The organism is Burkholderia perseverans (genome assembly GCF_022870505.1).
Classification (GTDB): Bacteria; Pseudomonadota; Gammaproteobacteria; order Burkholderiales; family Burkholderiaceae; genus Burkholderia; species Burkholderia plantarii.
In genome coordinates this window covers 1,424,233-1,441,959 of sequence record NZ_CP045094.1, presented here as the reverse complement: position 1 = coordinate 1,441,959, position 17,727 = coordinate 1,424,233, and the positions used below count along the sequence as shown (strand labels likewise).

General features: G+C 71.2%; 17 protein-coding genes. 12 read left to right on the top strand and 5 right to left on the bottom strand.

All coding sequences use genetic code 11. From position 1 onward, the window contains the following. Window positions 1-420: 420 nt before the first annotated feature. Window positions 421-1,161: an HAD family hydrolase gene (locus tag BpN12_RS20985; RefSeq protein WP_246797376.1), complete on the top strand. Its 741-nt coding sequence runs from the start codon at window positions 421-423 to the stop codon at window positions 1,159-1,161. Window positions 1,162-1,321: 160 nt separating this feature from the next. On the opposite strand, the gene BpN12_RS20980 is transcribed toward BpN12_RS20985, so the two are convergent. Then, window positions 1,322-1,654: a DUF2322 family protein gene (locus BpN12_RS20980; RefSeq protein ID WP_246797375.1), complete on the bottom strand. Its 333-nt coding sequence runs from the start codon at window positions 1,652-1,654 to the stop codon at window positions 1,322-1,324. A 124-nt stretch (window positions 1,655-1,778) separates the two neighbouring features. On the opposite strand from BpN12_RS20980, the gene BpN12_RS20975 reads away from it, so the two are divergent. After that, window positions 1,779-2,354, top strand: a complete 576-nt coding sequence (locus BpN12_RS20975) for a flavin reductase family protein (protein WP_246797374.1) — start codon at window positions 1,779-1,781, stop codon at window positions 2,352-2,354. 43 nt (window positions 2,355-2,397) lie between these two features. On the opposite strand, the gene BpN12_RS20970 is transcribed toward BpN12_RS20975, so the two are convergent. Beyond that, a complete protein-coding gene (locus BpN12_RS20970; protein WP_246797373.1) occupies window positions 2,398-3,270 on the bottom strand; it encodes a LysR family transcriptional regulator in 873 nt (290 codons plus the stop codon). A 118-nt stretch (window positions 3,271-3,388) separates the two neighbouring features. On the opposite strand from BpN12_RS20970, the gene BpN12_RS20965 reads away from it, so the two are divergent. From BpN12_RS20965 to BpN12_RS20950, 4 genes are all read left to right on the top strand, one after another. Further along, window positions 3,389-4,648 carry an MFS transporter gene (locus tag BpN12_RS20965; RefSeq protein WP_246797372.1) on the top strand — a complete coding sequence of 420 codons (1,260 nt, stop codon included), beginning with the start codon at window positions 3,389-3,391 and terminating at the stop codon, window positions 4,646-4,648. A 567-nt stretch (window positions 4,649-5,215) separates the two neighbouring features. Beyond that, window positions 5,216-5,983 (top strand): DeoR/GlpR family DNA-binding transcription regulator, encoded by a 768-nt coding sequence (locus BpN12_RS20960; RefSeq protein WP_246797371.1) that lies wholly within the window; start codon window positions 5,216-5,218, stop codon window positions 5,981-5,983. 229 nt (window positions 5,984-6,212) lie between these two features. After that, window positions 6,213-6,896: an HAD family hydrolase gene (locus BpN12_RS20955; RefSeq protein WP_246797370.1), complete on the top strand. Its 684-nt coding sequence runs from the start codon at window positions 6,213-6,215 to the stop codon at window positions 6,894-6,896. 132 nt (window positions 6,897-7,028) lie between these two features. Then, window positions 7,029-7,397, top strand: a complete 369-nt coding sequence (locus BpN12_RS20950) for an NUDIX hydrolase (RefSeq protein WP_246797369.1) — start codon at window positions 7,029-7,031, stop codon at window positions 7,395-7,397. Between the two features lie 168 nt (window positions 7,398-7,565). Here BpN12_RS20950 and BpN12_RS20945 read toward each other — a convergent pair whose 3' ends face one another. Beyond that, complete coding sequence (locus BpN12_RS20945) at window positions 7,566-8,246, bottom strand: flavin reductase family protein (RefSeq protein ID WP_246797368.1); 681 nt, start codon at window positions 8,244-8,246, stop codon at window positions 7,566-7,568. Between the two features lie 260 nt (window positions 8,247-8,506). Between BpN12_RS20945 and BpN12_RS20940 the strand changes: the two genes are divergently transcribed. The 6 genes from BpN12_RS20940 to BpN12_RS20915 all read left to right on the top strand — a co-directional run bounded on the left by BpN12_RS20940 (window position 8,507) and on the right by BpN12_RS20915 (window position 15,240). Beyond that, the gene (locus tag BpN12_RS20940) at window positions 8,507-9,445 is read left to right on the top strand and encodes a LysR family transcriptional regulator (protein ID WP_246797367.1); all 939 of its coding nucleotides are present in this window, start codon (window positions 8,507-8,509) and stop codon (window positions 9,443-9,445) included. 97 nt (window positions 9,446-9,542) lie between these two features. Continuing rightward, the gene (locus BpN12_RS20935) at window positions 9,543-10,691 is read left to right on the top strand and encodes an aromatic ring-hydroxylating oxygenase subunit alpha (RefSeq protein ID WP_246797366.1); all 1,149 of its coding nucleotides are present in this window, start codon (window positions 9,543-9,545) and stop codon (window positions 10,689-10,691) included. Window positions 10,692-10,738: 47 nt separating this feature from the next. After that, on the top strand, window positions 10,739-11,968 hold the full coding sequence (locus BpN12_RS20930) for an ABC transporter ATP-binding protein (RefSeq protein ID WP_246797365.1): 1,230 nt from the start codon (window positions 10,739-10,741) through the stop codon (window positions 11,966-11,968). Then, on the top strand, window positions 11,965-13,014 hold the full coding sequence (locus BpN12_RS20925; protein WP_246797364.1) for an ABC transporter substrate-binding protein: 1,050 nt from the start codon (window positions 11,965-11,967) through the stop codon (window positions 13,012-13,014). The genes BpN12_RS20930 and BpN12_RS20925 overlap by 4 nt, the downstream gene beginning before the upstream one ends. A gap of 79 nt (window positions 13,015-13,093) precedes the next feature. Next, window positions 13,094-14,389 (top strand): ABC transporter permease, encoded by a 1,296-nt coding sequence (locus BpN12_RS20920; RefSeq protein ID WP_246797363.1) that lies wholly within the window; start codon window positions 13,094-13,096, stop codon window positions 14,387-14,389. 23 nt (window positions 14,390-14,412) lie between these two features. Further along, on the top strand, window positions 14,413-15,240 hold the full coding sequence (locus BpN12_RS20915) for an ABC transporter permease (protein ID WP_246797362.1): 828 nt from the start codon (window positions 14,413-14,415) through the stop codon (window positions 15,238-15,240). 16 nt (window positions 15,241-15,256) lie between these two features. Here BpN12_RS20915 and BpN12_RS20910 read toward each other — a convergent pair whose 3' ends face one another. Together BpN12_RS20910 and BpN12_RS20905 are read right to left on the bottom strand one after the other, a co-directional pair. Continuing rightward, window positions 15,257-16,516, bottom strand: coding sequence for a TCR/Tet family MFS transporter (locus BpN12_RS20910; RefSeq protein ID WP_246797361.1), 1,260 nt, complete (start codon window positions 16,514-16,516; stop codon window positions 15,257-15,259). Beyond that, window positions 16,513-17,724 carry a cupin-like domain-containing protein gene (locus BpN12_RS20905; RefSeq protein WP_246797360.1) on the bottom strand — a complete coding sequence of 404 codons (1,212 nt, stop codon included), beginning with the start codon at window positions 17,722-17,724 and terminating at the stop codon, window positions 16,513-16,515. Before BpN12_RS20905 ends, BpN12_RS20910 begins: the two co-directional genes overlap by 4 nt. Window positions 17,725-17,727: the final 3 nt, after the last annotated feature.

The window sequence follows — 17,727 nt, the reverse complement described above, 5'->3', positions numbered from 1 at the left end:
TGGCGTGGCCCGGATCGGAAGCCGGCGCGAAATCGCGCTCGAATTCGGCGGAAACATCGCATGAAATCCAATCTTTCCCGGATTTCATCCAATAATTTGTCGGAAATACGAATGAAACGGCATCGCTTCCCGCCATGCTTTTCATGTCGGATCGGCCACCGTCGAACGTCGAATTTCATCCAACAATTCACGTTCGAGCCTTTGCTCAAACTTCAGACGATTGATCTTTTCGCATCGCAACAATCGATATGACGCGTCGCGCTGCGTCCTCATCTCACCTGAGACACACGGTCGCAGTACCGGTCTGCCGCCCCGAGCCAGGGCGCGACATCGTTGCGCCGCATGCCGCCAACCGGTCGCTCCGACCGTCGTGCCGACCGATGTTACCGGTATGATGACTCGTTACCGCAGGAGAAACACATGTCATCCCCCCTCCCCTCCACCCCGCACGAGGACCGCGCGCTGATCAGTGACTGCGATGGCGTGCTGGTCGACAGCGAAGCGATCGCCGAGCGCATCGTGATCGAACGACTCGAAGCCCTCTGGCAGGTCGAAGGCGTCCACGACGCGATCCGTCCGCTGCTCGGCATGCGCACCGCGGTCGTGCTGACCCGGGCCGCCGCCGCGTTCGGCCGCACCATCAGCGAAGAACAGATCCATTCGATTCGCGAGGAAATCCGCACGCGCGCGGCCGACGCGCCGCAGATCCCCGGCGCCGTCGAGGCGCTGCACGCGCTGCCGCTGCGGCTCGCCTGCGCGAGCAACAGCGATCTCGACTACGTGGAACGCGTGGTCGCGCGGCTCGGCCTCGATGCCTGCTTCGGCGGCCGGCTCTTCACGGGCGACCGCGTCGCGCAGCCGAAGCCGGCGCCCGACGTCTACCTGGCCGCCTCGCGCGAGCTGCGGGTGCCGCCCGCCGGCTGCGCGGTGGTCGAGGACAGCGTGACGGGCGCGCGCGCCGCGCTCGCGGCCGGCATGACCGTGCTCGGCTTCACCGGCAGCGCCCACCATCCGGCCGAGCGCCGCGAGGCGCTGCGCGAGATCGGCGTCCATGAAACGTTCGAGCGGATGAGCGAGCTGCCGGGGCTGGTCGAGCGCTGGCTCGACGGCGAATTCGGCGTGGCGCGCGAGGCGCGCGAGCGCGCCGGCTCGGAAGCCTGACGGCACGCGGCATCGCGAAGTGATGCCGGCGGCGCGTGAAAGCGGCGGAATGAACGCTGAATGAACTTCGAATGACCGGCATGTTGCGGTGGCCACGCGGCGGTCTGCACCACGCCGCCGCGCCGGTCTTGCCGGCAGCCCCGGTCTTGCCGGCAGCCCGTCAGGCAGCCGCGATCACGTCGATGCGCAGCGCGCCGCCGCCCGCGGCGACTTCGAGCAACCGATCGACGTTCGGATGCGCGCCGGGACGATTGCGTGCGTCGGCCGTGTGCTCGCCGAACACCGCGAGGCCGTGCTCGGCCGCACGCGCGTCGAGCGTGCCGAACGCCTGCTGCAGATAGTGATAGACGGCCAGCGAGCCCTGCTTGCCCGGCTGGTTCTCGATGGTCGCGACGACGGCGCCGCCGGCATCGACGAGCTCGATCCGTTCGATGCCGTCGATCGACGGCAGTTGCGCGAGATTGTCCTTGAAGACGAGAGTCGGTTGGATCACGGCGGGTTCCTCGGGTTCGGGAAAAGTCGGGGGCTCGTATGGTAGCGGAACGCAGCGGAAGTGGCGCAAGTTGGTGGCCGTCCCGGTAGAATCGGCCGCTTCGCCCATCTTCCCGCATGCTTTCATGAAGCCTTTCACTCCCGTCCGGCTCGAACACGCGAGCCGCCTGCTGAACCATGGCCCGACCGTGCTCGTCACGAGCAGCGACGGCACGCGCCGCGACGTGATGGCCGCGGCCTGGTCGATGCCGGTCGAATTCACGCCGCCGCGCCTCGCCGTGGTGATCGACAAGACCACCTTCACGCGCGAGCTGATCACGGCGAGCGGCACGTTCGGCATCGTGGTGCCGGGCTTCGCCGCGCTCGACCTGACCTTCGCGGTGGGCGGCACGAGCGGGCGCGACGGCGACAAGTTCGCGCGCTACGCGATCGACGCGCGGCCCGGCCCCGTGCTCGGCGTGCCGGTGATCGAGCGGGACTGCGTGGCCTGGCTCGAATGCCGGCTGATCCCCGAGCCGCACACCGAGCAGGCCTACGACACCTGCTTCTGCGAGGTGGTGTCGGCGGCGGCCGACAGCCGCGCGTTCTCGAACGGCCACTGGACGCTCGACGACAGCAACGAAGCGCTGCACACGATCCACCATCTCGGCGCCGGCAAGTTCGTGCGCGCCTCGGGCCTGATCGCCGCGAAGCCGCTGTAACGGCGCGCCTCCTCCCCTTCCCGACTGCCCAGGCGCACCACGCTCACAGCAGCGCGATCAGGTTCGCGACCACCGCCTCGCGCTCGCGGTCGCGCGTGGCCAGCGCGAGCCGCGCCACGGCCGGCACGCCGTCGATGTCGAGATAGCGCACGCCCTGCACGCGCACCTGCTCGAACGCGGCCGGCACGATCGACACGCCGAAGCCGGCCGCCACCAGATTGATCACCGACGAGATCTGCGGCGCCTCCTGCGCGAGCCGCGGCGTGAAGCCGGCGCGCCGGCACGCGTCGAGGATCTCGGCGTAGAGCGTCGCGCCCGACGGCCCCGGCACCAGCACGAAGGCCTCGTCGGCGAGCGCGTCGAGCGCCACGCGGCGGCGCTTCGCGAAACGGTGCACGGCCGGCACGACGAGCTTCATCGGCTCGTCGGCGAACGCGCGCAGCCGGATCCCGTCGAACGCCTCCACGCCGGGCCGCACGAATACGGCGTCGAGCTGCTCGTCGAGCAGGCGGCGCACCAGGCTCGGCGTGTTGGCCTCCTCGAGCGTGACCTCGACGGCCGGCCACGCGGCCTTGAAGCGCTGGATCAGCGCCGGCACCACCGGATTGAACACGGCCGAGGCGGTGAAGCCGAGCCGCAGGCTGCCGGTCTCGCCGCTGCCGGCCTGCCGCGCCGCGCGCATCGCGCGCGCGGCGTCGTCGAGCGTGCGCGCGGCCTCAACGCGAAACGCCTCGCCGGCGCTCGTCAGCACCACGCCGTGCGCGGTGCGCCGGAACAGCTCGACGCCAAGCTCGCGCTCGAGATTGCGGATCTGCTGGCTCAGCGGCGGCTGGCCGATGCCGAGCCGCTCGGCGGCACGCGTGACGTTCGACGCCTCGGCGATGGCGAGGAAATAACGAAGATGGCGTAGCTCCATGGTATCTGTGAAACGTCTTTCTCCAATCCTTTTCATATATTGGACAGTATAACTACGGGTGCGGACAATGGAGCCCTGTCATCCGTTACCCGTCCGCCGGCGCGTGCCGGCCATCGCCATGAACACCGTCTCCCCCGCCTGCACCGCGCCCGGCGCCGATACCCGCATCGCGCCCGGCAGCGCCAGCTATCGCCGCGTCAGCCTCGCGCTGTTCCTCGCCGGCTTCTCCACGTTCTCGCTGCTCTACTGCGTGCAGCCGCTGCTGCCGCTGTTCGCGAATGCGTTCTCGATCGGCGCGGCGCAGAGTTCGCTCGCGCTGTCGCTGTCCACCGGCTGCCTCGCGTTCGCGATCCTGGCGGCGAGCGCGCTATCCGAGCGCCTGAGCCGGCGCCGCCTGATGTTCGTGTCGATGGCGCTGGCCGCCGCGCTGAACCTGGTGGCGGCCTGGATGCCGAGCTGGTCCGGCGTGCTGGTCGCGCGCGCGCTCGAAGGGCTGGTGCTCGGCGGCGTGCCGGCCACCGCGATGGCCTACCTGGCCGAAGAGATCCAGCCGCGCGGGCTGGGCCTGTCGATGGGGCTCTACGTGGGCGGCACCGCGTTCGGCGGGATGGTCGGCCGGGTCGGCATGAGCGTGCTCGGCGACTGGATGTCGTGGCGCGCGGCGATGCAGTGGATCGGCGTGATCGACCTCGCGGTGGCGGCCGGCTTCGCGCTGCTGCTGCCGGCCTCGCGCCATTTCGCGCCGCGCGCGGGCGTGCGGATCGCCGAGCACGTCGCGTCGTGGCGCCGCCAGCTCGCGCATGCGGCGCTACCCGCCGTGTTCGCGATCGGCTTCCTCGCGATGGGCGAGTTCGTGACGATCTACAACTACGCCGGCTTCCGGCTGATGGCGCCGCCGTTCTCGCTCGACGCCACGCGCACCGGCCTGATCTTCAGCGCCTACGTGTTCGGTATCGCCGCCTCGTCGACGGCCGGCGCGCTGGCCGACCGCTTCGGCCGGGTTCCCGTGATGGTGGCCGGCATCGCCACCAGCGCGGCCGGTGTCGCGCTCACGCTCGACGCGTCGCTGGCGGTGGTGATCGCCGGCATCGCGGTACTGACGATCGGCTTCTTCATCACGCACTCGGTCGCGAGCAGCTGGGTCGGCCTGCTCGCGCAGGGCGCCAAGAGCTACGCGTCGGCGCTCTACCTGCTCGCGTACTACCTCGGGTCGAGCGTGCTCGGCTCGTGGGGCGGGCAGTTCTGGCAGCAGGGCGGCTGGCACGCGGTGGCCGGCTATGCGCTCGCGTTGCTGGCGGCGGGCATCGTCTGCGTCGCCTATCTGGCGCGCGTCACGCGCGCGGCGCCGGTCGCGGCGGGGGTCGCGACGCGCGGCTGAGGGCGGGTACGCGCGCCGCGCCGGGGATCGGGGGGACGAGCCGAGCGGCCTACGGGCCGGACTCATGCGCGGCCCCCGAGGCCCTGGCGGATCCCGGGCGGGCGGGATGACCAGCGGCCGGCCGATTCATGATGCTTCGCTCGGGCATCGCCGGCACCCCACCGGGCGCCCGCCGTCGCGCGCCGGCTCCTGCGACGACGAGCTTGCCGGCCATGTCGGCACGGCCCCCGCCGGCCATCCGCGTGCGCCGCCAAATGCCGGCCGTCGCCTGTCGCTCACGCTCATGTGCACCGCTCATGTGCACCGCTCATCGCCGCCGCCCGGGCCGCCTCGCCGGAACATGCGCCCGGTCCTCGTCCGTCAGTGCCGTCCGTCGCCCCTCTCGTCGTCCCGCCTGTGTCTCGCGCCTCGTGTCTCGCCCGCGCCTCACGCTCCGACCGCGCACCCATCCTCGCCCCTGCCCCGGAACTGCCACGCAAGCCTGCAACACTGGCACCTCGTCCGGGCGCGCGGGGTCGCGCCCGCGGCCGGCCTGCCGGCGCATTCGACAGCACAGGACGACATCTCATGTGGCAGGAAGACCGTCATCAGCGCATCCGCGCGCTGCTGGGCGCGCTGCGGCGCGTGTCGACGGAACGGATCATGGCGGAGCTCGGGGTGTCGCGCGAGACGGTACGGCGCGACCTGCTGGACCTGGAAGCGCTGGGCGAGCTGATCCGCGTGCGCGGCGGCGCGATGCATCCCGATGCCGCCGTGCCGGCCGAACGCGCGCCGGCACGCGAACGCATCGAGCGCGCCATCGCGAAGGCGGCGGCCGGCCAGGTCGGCAGCGGCCAGACGCTGTTCATCGACGCCGCCCCGGTCAGCAACGCGCTCGCCGACGAACTCGCGAAGCTCACGGGCCTGACCATCGTCACCAACTCGCTCGAGGTGGTCGCGCGGCTGCGCGCGCCGGGCGCCTGCGCGAGCCCGGCCAACGAGGTGGTGGTGCTGGGCGGCACGCTCGCCGCGCGCACGCTCGCGACGGCCGATGCCGAGACCGTGCGCGAGGTGCGCCGCCACCAGGCCGATCTCGCGCTGCTGGCGCCGGGCGGGCTCGACGCGCGCCACGGCGCGAGCCACGCGGACCGCGCCGAGGCCGAGGTGGCGCGCGCGATGTGCGAGGCGGCCGAGCGCGTCGTGATGCTGGCCGACGCCGACCGGCTCGGCCGGCGCAGCCGCATCGCCTATTGCGCGCCCGAGGCGGTCGACCTGCTCGTCACGCATCGCGGCGCGAGCGACGCCGACGGCTTCGCGGCGCTCGCCGAACGTCTGCCGAAAATCGTACTGGCCTGAGCACGGCGGTGCACGTCAGGCACCCCGTCAGGCGCCGATGGTTGCGCGCGCCACCACCGTGGCCGAGCCGCCGCGTGGTTGTAAAGTTTTGCTGATTTGTCATTTTGTGGAATTCTCGTTAGCATTTTTCGACTTTCCGGCCGGCCAGCCCCGTGCCGTGCCCCGGAATCCCCCCGGAATTCACCCCGTTCGTTCGCCCCGTTCGTTCCCAGATTGTCAGGAAGTCCCGATGAGCCGTCACCTCGCGCTGTTCGACCTCGACCACACCCTGCTGCCGCTCGACAGCGACCAGTCGTGGGCGCACTTTCTCGTGACGCTCGGCATCGACGGCGCGGTGGAGCACGTGGCATCGATCGACCGGCTCTACCGCGACTACGCGGCGGGCGCGCTCGACATGGACGGCTACCTGCGCGTGGCGCTCGCGCCGCTGGCGCGCCATTCGCGCGCGCAGCTCGACGCCTGGCATACGCAATACATGACGGCCGTGATCGAGCCGGCGATCGCGCCGGCCGCGCGCGAGCTGATCGCGCGGCACGCCGATGCGGGCGACCTCTGCTGCATCGTGACGGCCACCAACGCGTTCGTCACGGCGCCGATCGGCCGCGCGCTCGGCTTCGAGCACCTGCTCGCGATCGAGCTCGGCACCGAGGGCGGCGACCCGGCCGCGCGCTACACGGGCCACCCGATCGGCGTCGCGACGTTCCGCGAAGGCAAGATCACGCGCACCGAGCAATGGCTCGCCTCACTCGGCCACCGGCTCGAGGATTTCCCGCGCAGCTTCTTCTACAGCGATTCGATCAACGACCTGCCGCTGCTCGAGCGCGTCACCGATCCGGTCGCCACCAACCCTGACGCGCGCTTGCGCGCGCTGGCCGGCGAACGCGGCTGGCCCGTGATCGACCTGTTTGCCTGAGCGCGCGGGCGCCTCGCAGCGGCGCCCGTTCCCGGCCGACCCGATCGCCGCGCCGACGCGGCGGCACCACGCGGCAGGCATGCGGACCCGGCGTCCGCGAGCCGCCGCTCCGAACCGATTGCCGAAAATTCGATGAAAGAACGCGCCACCATCCTGTGCCGCCGCGCCAACAAGATCCTGCTCGTGACGCGCCCGCGATCGCGCTGGGCATTGCCGGGCGGCACGATCCACAGCGGCGAGTCGCCGCTCGACGCGGCCCGGCGCGAGCTGTATGAGGAAACCCGTCTCGACGATATCGCGCTGCGCTACGCGTTCCTGTTCGGCGGCCTGTCGAAACGCCATCACGTGTTCATCGCCGACGTGCCGCGCGGCCGCAAGGCGATCGCCAGCAACGAGATCACCGGCTGCCGCTGGTTCGGCCGCCGGCGCTTCGAGACGCTCACCGTCAGCGTGCCGACACGCAAGATCATCGAACTCGTGACGAAGATGGCGGCCGGCTAGCCGCCGGCTCCGGCCACGCGGCCTGCGCGCCGCCCGGGGGCAGGCGCCGCGATGGCGGCAGGCCGGCCGCTGCAACGCCACGGCAAGCTCCGCTCGCCACCGTGTCGGCGGCGGTCCAACCTCGCGCCCACGCCGTGAGCGCCCGCCCGGCGCCGCCGCGCCGGCCGTTCAATCGAACGCGCGCCCCATCCGCTCGGCGTCCTCGGGGGTCTGCGGACGCAGCAGCTCGAACATCGCCGACGGCTCGATCTGCGCGTAGTCGCCGCGTCCGCCCGCGCGCAGCACCGGCCGTGCCTCGGCGGTGCGATAGATGCCGTCGCGCAGCAGCTCGTGGCGGATATGCACGGCCACCACCTCGCCGAGCACGAGCCAGGTATCCACCTCGACGCCGTCGGCGCCCTGCAGCCGGACGATCTGCGTCTTGCGGCATTCGAAATGCACCGGGCTCGCGGCCACGCGCATCGCGCCCACGCGGCGCGACGGCAGCAGTTCGAGGCGCGCCACGGCCGCCTCGCTCTCGCCGCGCGGCAGCGGCGCGCAGCTGATGTTCATCTGCTCGACGAGCGCGCGCGTGGTCAGGTTCCAGACGAACTCGCCGGTCGCGTCGATGTTCGCGACGCTGTCCTTCCAGCCGATGCTCGCGAAGCCGACCAGCGGCGGATGGTAGTTGAAGCCGTTGAAGAAGCTGTAGGGCGCCAGATTCGGCCGCCCCGCGGCGTCGCGGCTCGAGATCCAGCCGATCGGGCGTGGCCCGACGATCGCGTTGAACGGATCGTGCGCGAGGCCGTGGCCGGTCGCGGGTTCGTAGTAGTGAAACGGGGAGTCCGGGGTGACCTGTGATGCGCTCAAGCGATGCTCCTGCCAGAAATCGGATGACGAAAGGCGAGGCGCACGCCCTGCGCGCCACCGCAGCCAGAACACTAGCGCATCCGGCCGGCGCGTGCAGCGCGTGATGCCGATCGCGCGCGCCGGCGGGCGGGCCGGCGCCGCGCATCCGGAACACCGGTTCCACCGCGAACGGCATTGTTTTCGGCTAGGCGAAACATTTCTGTCCACCCACAATCGGCGCGATTCCGTCACCCGTCGTCCCTTCCCACCGAGCGTGCTTCATGGAAAACGTCCCGTTGCGCTATTCGCTGCGGCAGCTTCGCTACTTCGTCGTCACCGCCGAGGCGCTGTCGTTTACGGCCGCGGCGCGCCAGCTGCACATCTCGCAGCCGTCGATCTCGACCTCGATCGCGGAACTGGAGGCGTCGTTCGGCCTTCAGCTGTTCATCCGCCATCACGCAAGCGGCCTGTCGCTGACCCCGGCCGGCCGCGACATGCTCGGCCAGGCGCGCAATCTGCTGAAGAATGCCGAGGAACTGCAGACCGCCGCGCGCGACATGGACGGCGGCATGTCGGGCACCATCGCGCTCGGCTGCCTCGTCTCGCTCGCGCCGCCGCTGCTGCCGGCGGTGATGAGCCGCTTCGTGGCGGAGCACGCCGGCATCGGCTTTCGCACCTTCGAGGCGCACCAGGACGACCTGCTCGACGGGCTCGGCGACGGCACGCTCGACATCGCGCTGACCTACAGCCTCGATCTGTCCGACGAGATCGCGTTCACCCCGCTCGTCTCGCTGCCGCCCTACGTGATCCTGCCGCACGGGCACCGGCTCGCGCGCGGCGACTCGGTGGCGCTCGAGGACCTGCTCGACGAACCCTACGTGCTGCTCGACCTGCCGCACAGCCGCGAGTACTTCGCCGCGCTGTTCGCGCCGCTCGGCCGGCGCCCGGTGCCGGCGTTCCGCTCCTCGCAGCCCGAGGTGGTGCGCGGCATGGTGGCCAACGGGCTCGGCTACAGCATCCTGAACTTCCCGCTGCGCTCGACCGCCACCGTGGACGGCACCAGCTTCGCGATCCGGCCGTTCCGCGACGCGGTCACCGCCACCATGCTCGGCATCGCGATGTCGCGCGCGATGAAGCCGCGCCAGCTGATCACCCGCTTCGCCGAATTCTGCGAGTCCTGCATCCCCGAACTGCATGGGCGCGCGCCCGTCGCTGCATAGGAAAAAACTGGCTGTTACATCCGAAAAGAATATTTTGGCTGGCAATTTGACTTGTTAGATTGGTGGCGTACCGAACCCGCATCGCCTAAGGACGCCCATGAACCGCACGCCAGCCGCCCCGCACTCCGCCGACGAGATCGTCCTCGCCCTGCGGGAAAACTGCGCGCGCGAGTTCGACGACGCGCGCGCGATGCCGCCCGCCGTCTACACCTCCGAAGCCTTCCTCGAACGCGAGCAGCAGACGATCTTCCGCGACGAATGGCTGTGCGCGGGCCGCGCCGGCGCGCTCGCCAACCCGGGCGACTACCTGACGGCCGACCTCGGCGGCCAGCCGGTGGCCGTGCTGCGCACCGAGGACGGCACGCTGCGCGCGTTCTCGAACGTCTGCCTGCACCGCATGTCGGTGCTGCTGGAAGGACGCGGCAACGTGCGCCGGATCGTCTGCCCCTATCACGCCTGGAACTATTCGCTGGACGGCCGGCTGCAAGGCGCCCCCCTGATGAATCGGCAGGCCGGTTTCTGTCAGGACACCTATGCATTGCCGGCGGTGCGCTGCGAGGTCTGGCAGGGCTGGATCTACCTGACGCTCAACGAGGCCGCGCCGCCGGTGGCCACGCAGCTGGCCGAACTGGGCGCGCTGATCGACCGCTACGGGATGGGCGACTACGTGGAAACCTTCCACGAGGAACACGTCTGGGACACCAACTGGAAGCTGCTCGCCGAGAACTTCATGGAGAGCTACCACCTGCCGATGCTGCACCGGGCCACGGTCGGCCCGCATTCGAAGCTCGACGAGATGGAATGCCCGCCCGGCCTGCCCGCCTTCAACTATCACTGGATCACCAAGGAAGCGACGCTGCCGATCGGCAACGCGCATCCCGACAACCGCCGCCTCGAGGGCCACTGGCGCCGCACCACCGCGCTGCTGGCGATCTATCCGAACCACCTCGTCACGCTCACGCCCGGCTATTTCTGGTATCTCGTGCTGCAGCCGCTCGGCGTCGATCGCGTCATGATCCGCTTCGGCGGCGGGCTCTCGCCCGAGTTCATCGACGATCCCGACGCGGCCGGCCACCTGGCCACGCTCAAGGCGCTGCTCGACGAGGTCAACGCCGAGGACCGGCGCGGCGTGGAGGCGGTGTTCCGCGGCGTGAGCGCGCCGCTCGCGGCGCCCGGCCACCTGAGCCATCTCGAACGGCCCAACTACGACTTCGCGCGTTACCTCGCCGCGCGCGTGGGCGCCTGAGCCCGCGCCGCCCGTTCCCGATTCACCGTTCCCGCAAGCGCACCACGATGGCCAGCCCACCCTTCATTTCGTTCGTCGGCGTCAGCAAGTCCTACGATGGCCGGCACGCCGTGGTCGACGGCCTCGACCTCGACATCGCGCGCGGCGAGTTCGTCTCGCTGCTCGGGCCGTCCGGCTCCGGCAAGACCACCACGCTGATGATGCTGGCCGGCTTCGAGACGCCGACCGACGGCAGCATCCTGCTCGACGGCCGGCGCCTGGACGACAAGCTGCCCCACCAGCGCGACATCGGCATGGTGTTCCAGAACTACGCCCTGTTCCCGCACATGACGATCGCGCAGAACGTGGCGTTCCCGCTGTCGGTGCGCAAGGTCTCGCGCGCCGACCAGAAACTGCGCGTCGCGCGCGCGCTCGAGATGGTCGAACTCTCGCACCTGGCCGCGCGGCGCCCGGCGCAGCTCTCGGGCGGCCAGCAGCAGCGCGTGGCGCTGGCGCGCGCGCTGGTGTTCGAGCCAAGCGTGGTGCTGATGGACGAGCCGCTCGGCGCGCTCGACAAGCGGCTGCGCGAGACCATGCAGTACGAGATCATGCGGCTGCACCGCGAGCTGGCGCTGACCATCGTCTACGTCACGCACGACCAGAACGAGGCGCTGACCATGTCGAACCGCGTCGCCGTGTTCTCGGACGGACGCATCCAGCAGGCCGCCACGCCCACCGAACTCTACGAGAACGCGCAGAACGCATTCGTGGCGAACTTCGTCGGCGAGAACAACGGCCTCGCGGGCCGCGTCGCCGCGATCGACGGCGAGCTGGCCACGCTGGCCGTCGGCAGCGCCGGCGCGACCGTGGTGGGCCGGCTCGGCCCCGGGCTGCAGGTCGGCGACGCCGCCACGCTCGCGCTGCGCCCCGAGCGCGCCGGCGTGGCCGCGCCGAACGCGGGCGGCGCGCCGGCCGACTTCAACACGCTCACGGCGAGCGTCCACGAACTGGTCTACTGCGGCGACCATCATCGCGTCCACCTGCGCCTGCCCGACGGGCAGCCGATGGTCGTCAAGGTCGCCAACACGCGGCTCGTCGAGCTGCCGCCGGTGGGCGCGACGGCCCACGTGATCTGGCGCCGCGACGACTGCAAGGTGCTGGCCGCCGCCGCGCCGCGCGCCACTGCTTCGACTGCCTCGGCTCAATCGGCCGCGGCCGCCTCGTCCACCGCGTCCGGATCCGGCTCATCCACCGCTTCCCCTTCCGTCCCGCCTCTCGCTTCCGGAGTCACCCGATGAAAACGTCCACCCCCCGCTTCGCCGCCGCGGCCATTGCTGCGCTGGCCCTGTGGCCCGCGCTCTCGCACGCGGCCGACACGCTGTCCGTCGTCACCTTCGGCGGCGCCTACGAGGCGGCCGCGCGCCAGGCCTGGTTCGTGCCGTTCGGCGCGCAGACCGGCACGAAGTTCGCGACCGAGTCCTACGACGGCGGCCTCGCCAAGCTGCAGGCAATGGAGCAGGCCAGGAACCCGACCTGGGATCTGGTCGACATGGAGACCAACGACGCGATCAACGCCTGCGACGAGGGCCTGCTCGAAAAGCTCGACCCCAAGGCAATCGGCAAGACCAGCGACTTCCTGCCCGGCGCGCTGCGCGACTGCTCGGTGGCGGCGATGGTCTGGTCGACCGTCTACGCCTACGACGCCACCAAGCTGAAGACGCCGCCCACCACCATCGCCGACTTCTTCGACCTGAAGACATTCCCCGGCAAGCGCGGCCTGCGCAAGTCGCCGAAGGTGACGCTCGAATGGGCGCTGATCGCCGACGGCGTCGCGCCCGCCGACGTCTACAAGACGCTCGCCACGCCGGCCGGGCTCGACCGCGCGTTCCGCAAGCTCGACACCATCAAGTCGAGCATCGTCTGGTGGGAGGCCGGCGCGCAGGCGCCGCAGCTGCTCGCCGACGGCGCGGTGACGATGGTGCAGGCCTACAACGGCCGCATCGACAGCGCCGTGCATCAGGACAAGAAGCCGTTCCGCATCGTCTGGGACGGCCAGGTCTACGACTACGAATGGTGGGCCGTGCCGAAGGGCGCGAAGCATGCCGACGCGGCCAAGCAGTTCATCGCGTTCACCGCGCAGCCGAAGGCCTATGCGGACCTGACGAAGTACATCGCCTACGCGCCGCCGCGCAAGGATTCGCTGCCGCTCGTCGCGAAGACGCGCCTGGCCGACCTGCCGACCGCGCCGGCCAACTTCAAGCGGCCGCTGCAGATCGATGCGGGCTTCTGGGCCGACAACGGCGACGAGATCGGCAAGCGCTTCCAGGTCTGGCTGACGAAGTAAGCCGCACGCCACGCCATCACGCGTGCCGGCGGCCCGGGCGGTCGATCCGCCCGGCACCGGCGCGCAGGAGTTCCGCCTCATGACACCCCATCCGCAACCGGCGCCGGCCGGCCCGTCGTCCAAGGCCCCGGCCACGCAGGCCGCCCCCAGGGCGCACCGGCTCGCGGCCCAGGCGGCCAGCTACCGGCGCGCGCGCCGCAAGGCCGCCACCCAGGCGCTCTTGCTCGCGCTGCCGCTGCTGGTGTTCCTGCTCGCCACCTTCATCGCGCCGATCGCGATCCTGCTCGCGCGCAGCGTGCGCAACCCGGAAGTGCCGGGCGCGATGCCCGCACTCGCGCGCGTGCTGCGCCAGTGGGACGGCCAGGGCGTGCCCGGCGAGGCCGGTTTCGCGGCGCTGGCCGCCGGCCTGCGCGCATCCGCCGAGGCCGGCAGCCTCGGCGAGGCGGCGCGGCGCATGAACTTCTACCAGCCCGAATTCCGCAGCCTGCTGCTGAAGACGGCGCGCACGGTGCGCGCCCACGACGGCGGCGGCCCGTGGCAGCCGCTGCTGGTGCAGGCCGACGCGCGCTGGGGCCAGCCCGGCACCTGGCGGCTGCTCAAGCGCGCCGCGTCGGCCTGGACGCCCGACTACCTGCTCAACGGCATCGACGCGCAGGTCACGCCGGACGGCCGGGTAGCCGCGGTGCCGCCCGACAGCGCGGTCTATCGCGCCGCGTTCGCGCGCACCGTGTCGATCAGCGCCACCGTCACGCTGCTGTGCCTCGTGCTCGCCTACCCGGTGGCCTGGCTGCTCGCGAACCTGCCGCCGAAGCAGGGCAACCGGCTGATGCTGTTCGTGATCATCCCGTTCTGGACTTCGCTACTGGTGCGCACCACCGCCTGGTACGTGCTGCTGCAGCCGGGCGGCGTGGTGAACCGCGTGCTGCTCGCGCTGCACCTCGTCGACGCGCCGCTGCCGCTGATCTTCAACCGCGCCGGCGTGCTGATCGGCATGACCCACGTGCTGCTGCCGTACATGATCCTCGCGATCTATTCGGTGATGAAGGGCGTGCCGCCGATCTACCTGCGCGCGGCGCAGTCGCTCGGCGCCCATCCGGCGGTGGCGTTCGTGCGCGTGTACATGCCGCAGACGCTGCCCGGCGTGGGCGCCGGGTGCTTCCTCGTGTTCGTGCTGGCGCTCGGCTACTACATCACGCCCGCGCTGCTCGGCGGCGCCGGCGACGAGATGATCAGCCAGCTGATCGCCGCGCAGACCAACGACCTGCTGAACTGGGGGCTGGCCGGCGCGCTGTCGGCCTACCTCGTGATCTTCACGGCCGTGTTCTATTTCATCTTCAACCGGCTGGTCGGCGTCGACCGGCTGCGCTTCGGCTGAGCGCACCACCCGGGAGCCCCACCGTGCAACTGACGAACAGCATTCCGTCGATCCGGCTCGCCAGGCTCGGCCTGCGCGTGCATGGCACGCTCGTGCTGGCCTTCCTGGTCGCACCGATCCTCGTCATCATCCCGCTCTCGTTCAACTCGGGATCGTACTTCTCGTATCCGATGGAGGGCTTCTCGCTGCGCTGGTACGCGCAGGCGTTCGGCAGCGCCGACTGGCAGCGCGCGTTCGCCAACAGCCTCGGGATCGGCGCGGTCTCCACGCTGATCGCCACCAGCCTCGGCACGCTCGCCGCGCTCGGCCTCGCGCGCGAGCACTTCCCGTACCGCTCGCTGATCATGCCGCTCCTGATCTCGCCGATGATCATCCCGATCGTGGTGGTGGCGGCCGGCTTCTACCTGATCTTCGCGCCGCTCGGGCTCGTCAACTCGTATCTCGGCGTGGTGCTCGCGCACGCGGCGCTCGGCACGCCGTTCGTGGTGATCACCGTGACGGCCTCGCTGCTGTCGTTCGACCAGAGCCTGCTGCGCGCCTCGGCCGGGCTCGGCGCGCGGCCGTGGACCACCTTCCGGCGCGTGACGCTGCCGCTCATCACACCGGCCGTGGCCACCGGCGGCGTGTTCGCGTTCGCCACCTCGTTCGACGAGGTGATCGTGATCCTGTTCATCGGCGGCCCCGACCAGCGCACCGTGCCGCGCCAGATGTGGAGCGGCATCCGCGACCAGATCGATCCATCGATCCTGGCCGTGGCCACCGTGCTGATCGTGTTCGCGATCGCGCTGTTCGGCTGCATCAACTGGCTGCACGGGCGCACGCGCGCCGCGAACGCGGCGGCCGCGGGCTGAGCGGCGGCGCGCCCCTTCAGTCCACTTCCTCCGTCCCCTCCCCGCCCGGCCGCGTGATCCGCAGCGCCAGCAGCAGCGCGACCGCCATCAGCCCCGACGCGATGAAGAACGCGAAGCCCGGCATCGGCCGCGCCAGGTCCGGGCCGATCGACCACGCGAAGCCGAGCCCGTAGACGAGCGGCCCGACCAGCGAGGCGAGCCCGGTCAGCCCCTGCAGCGCGCCCTGCAGCTGCCCCTGCTCCGATTCGCCGACGCGCCGCGTGATGAGCCCCTGCAGCGCCGGCATGAACAGGTTGAACATCACGTAGACGGGCACCGCCGCCAGATAGCCGGCGCCCGTCGAGGCGAGCCCGAAGCCGGCATAGCCGAGCGCGCCCATGCCGGCGCCGGCCAGCAGCGCGCCGCGTTCGCCGACGCGCGCCACGATCGGCCCCACCAGCACGATCTGCACGAACGAGCCGAGCCCGCCGCTCGCCATCATCACCAGCCCGATCGCGGCCGGACTCCAGCCGTAGCGGTAGCCGCCGTAGAGCACGAAGATCGCCGGCCCGACCATCCAGCCGAGCGGAAACAGGAACGCCAGCAGCGCGAGCCCGCGCAGGTCGGCGCGCGCCTTCAGGAACGCCAGCGCGCCGAGGGGGTTCAGCTTGCGGCGGTCGACGGCCGCCACGCGCGCGGCGGGCGCGAGCGACTCCGGCAGCACCACCAGGCCGTAGAGGAAGTTGCAGGCCGACAGCGCGCCCGCCACGTAGCAGGGCAGCCGCAGGTCGATGCCGGCCAGCAGGCCGCCCAGCGCCGGCCCGGCCAGGAAGCCCAGGCTCACCGCCGCGCCGATCCGGCCGAACGCGCGCGCGCGCCGCTCGGGCGGCGTGACGTCGGCCACGTAGGCGTTGGCCGTCGAGAGGCTGGCCGAGGTCAGCCCGTTCAGCAGTCGGCCGACGAACAGCCAGGCCAGATTCGGCGCGAGCGCCATGATGAACGAATCGGCCGCGAGCCCGGCCAGCGAGATCAGCAGCACCGGGCGCCGGCCGATGCGGTCCGACAGCGCGCCGAGCGCCGGCGCGCAGACGAACTGCATGGCGCCCCACACCACCGCGAACAGCGTGCTCCACTCGGTGGCGAGCGCCGTGTCGCCGCCCGCGAACGCCTTGATCAGGTTCGGCAGCACCGGCAGCACGATGCCGAACGAGATCGTGTTCATCAGCGCGGTGGCGAAGATGAAGCCGAACGCGGCGCGCGAGGCGCGCGGTTCGCCGGCCACGATCGGCGTGCTCATGAGGCGGCGGCCACGCCCGCGGTACCCGCCTCCCGCACGGCCACCGGCGCCACGGCCCGCAGCAGGTCGAGCAGCGCCGCGATGGCGTCGCGATCGAGCGCCGCGTCGCCGTGATGCTCGGCCAGCTGCGCGGCCAGCACCGCGCTGTACGTCACGGCCTCGCGCTGCGGCGCGGAGAGCCGCGCGTCGGCCAGCAGCGCCGCGCGCACCGGCGCGAGATCGGCGGCGAGATCGGCGAGCCGCGCGCCGGCCGGCCGCGCCGGCGCGTCGGGCGCCGCATGCTCGCGGCCCCACTGGTCGAGCGCGGCGATCGCGAGCAGGCCCGCGCCCCACAGCCGGCCGTGCTCGAGAAAGCGCAGGCCGGCTTGCGCGAAGTCCAGTCCGGCCGGATCGAGAAAGCCCATCCGGAACTCGGCGAGCCGGTCGCCCGCGTAGAAGCCCGGCAGCGCGCGCGTGGCGTTCGGCGCGTCGATGATCTGCCGCAGCGACGGATACCACCAGAAGTTCACCGACACCGACACGTCGCGCGCCCGCACGTGGTGCCACCAGAACACCGGCATGTAGAGCAGCTCGCCCGGCTGCATCGTGAAGCGCAGCGGCTCGGCTTGCGCGAACGCGGGATGCCGCGCGAGATCGGGCTGGCCCGGATCGACGTTCGACAGGTGCGCGGTGGCCGCGTCGTGGTGATACGGATACAGATGCGGCGTGTCGTCGGGCGAGAACAGCGTGAACTCCTTGGTGCCGTGCAGCTGCGCGAAGAAGTTGTTCGAATAGTCGAAGTGCAGCTGGGTTTCGGTGCCACGGCCGAACCAGAGGTTGATCATCGGCCGCCGCGCCGCGATCCATTCCGGCACCACCAGCTGGTCGAGCAGCTCGGGCATCACCTCGGGGATCGACTGCTGGAGCAGGTAGATGTGCTCGCCCTGGTCCGCCTCGAGCAGCCGCGCCACGGCCGCGCCGAACTCGACCTCGGTGTTGCGGAACACCGGCGCGCGGCTGCGCTCCTGGGCCGGCTCGAAGCGGTAGCGGCCGTCGCTCGACGCGCTCAGCGTCACGCGGCGCGACGGCGCCACGTTGCGCGCCAGCGCCTCGGGCGTCCAGCGCTCGGCGATCCGCCACGCGTCGAGCGCGTCGGTGACGATCGCGGGCCGGCCCCGCTCCAGATAGCCGTCGGCGAATTCGCTGCGGGTCACGCGTGGAATCATCATGTC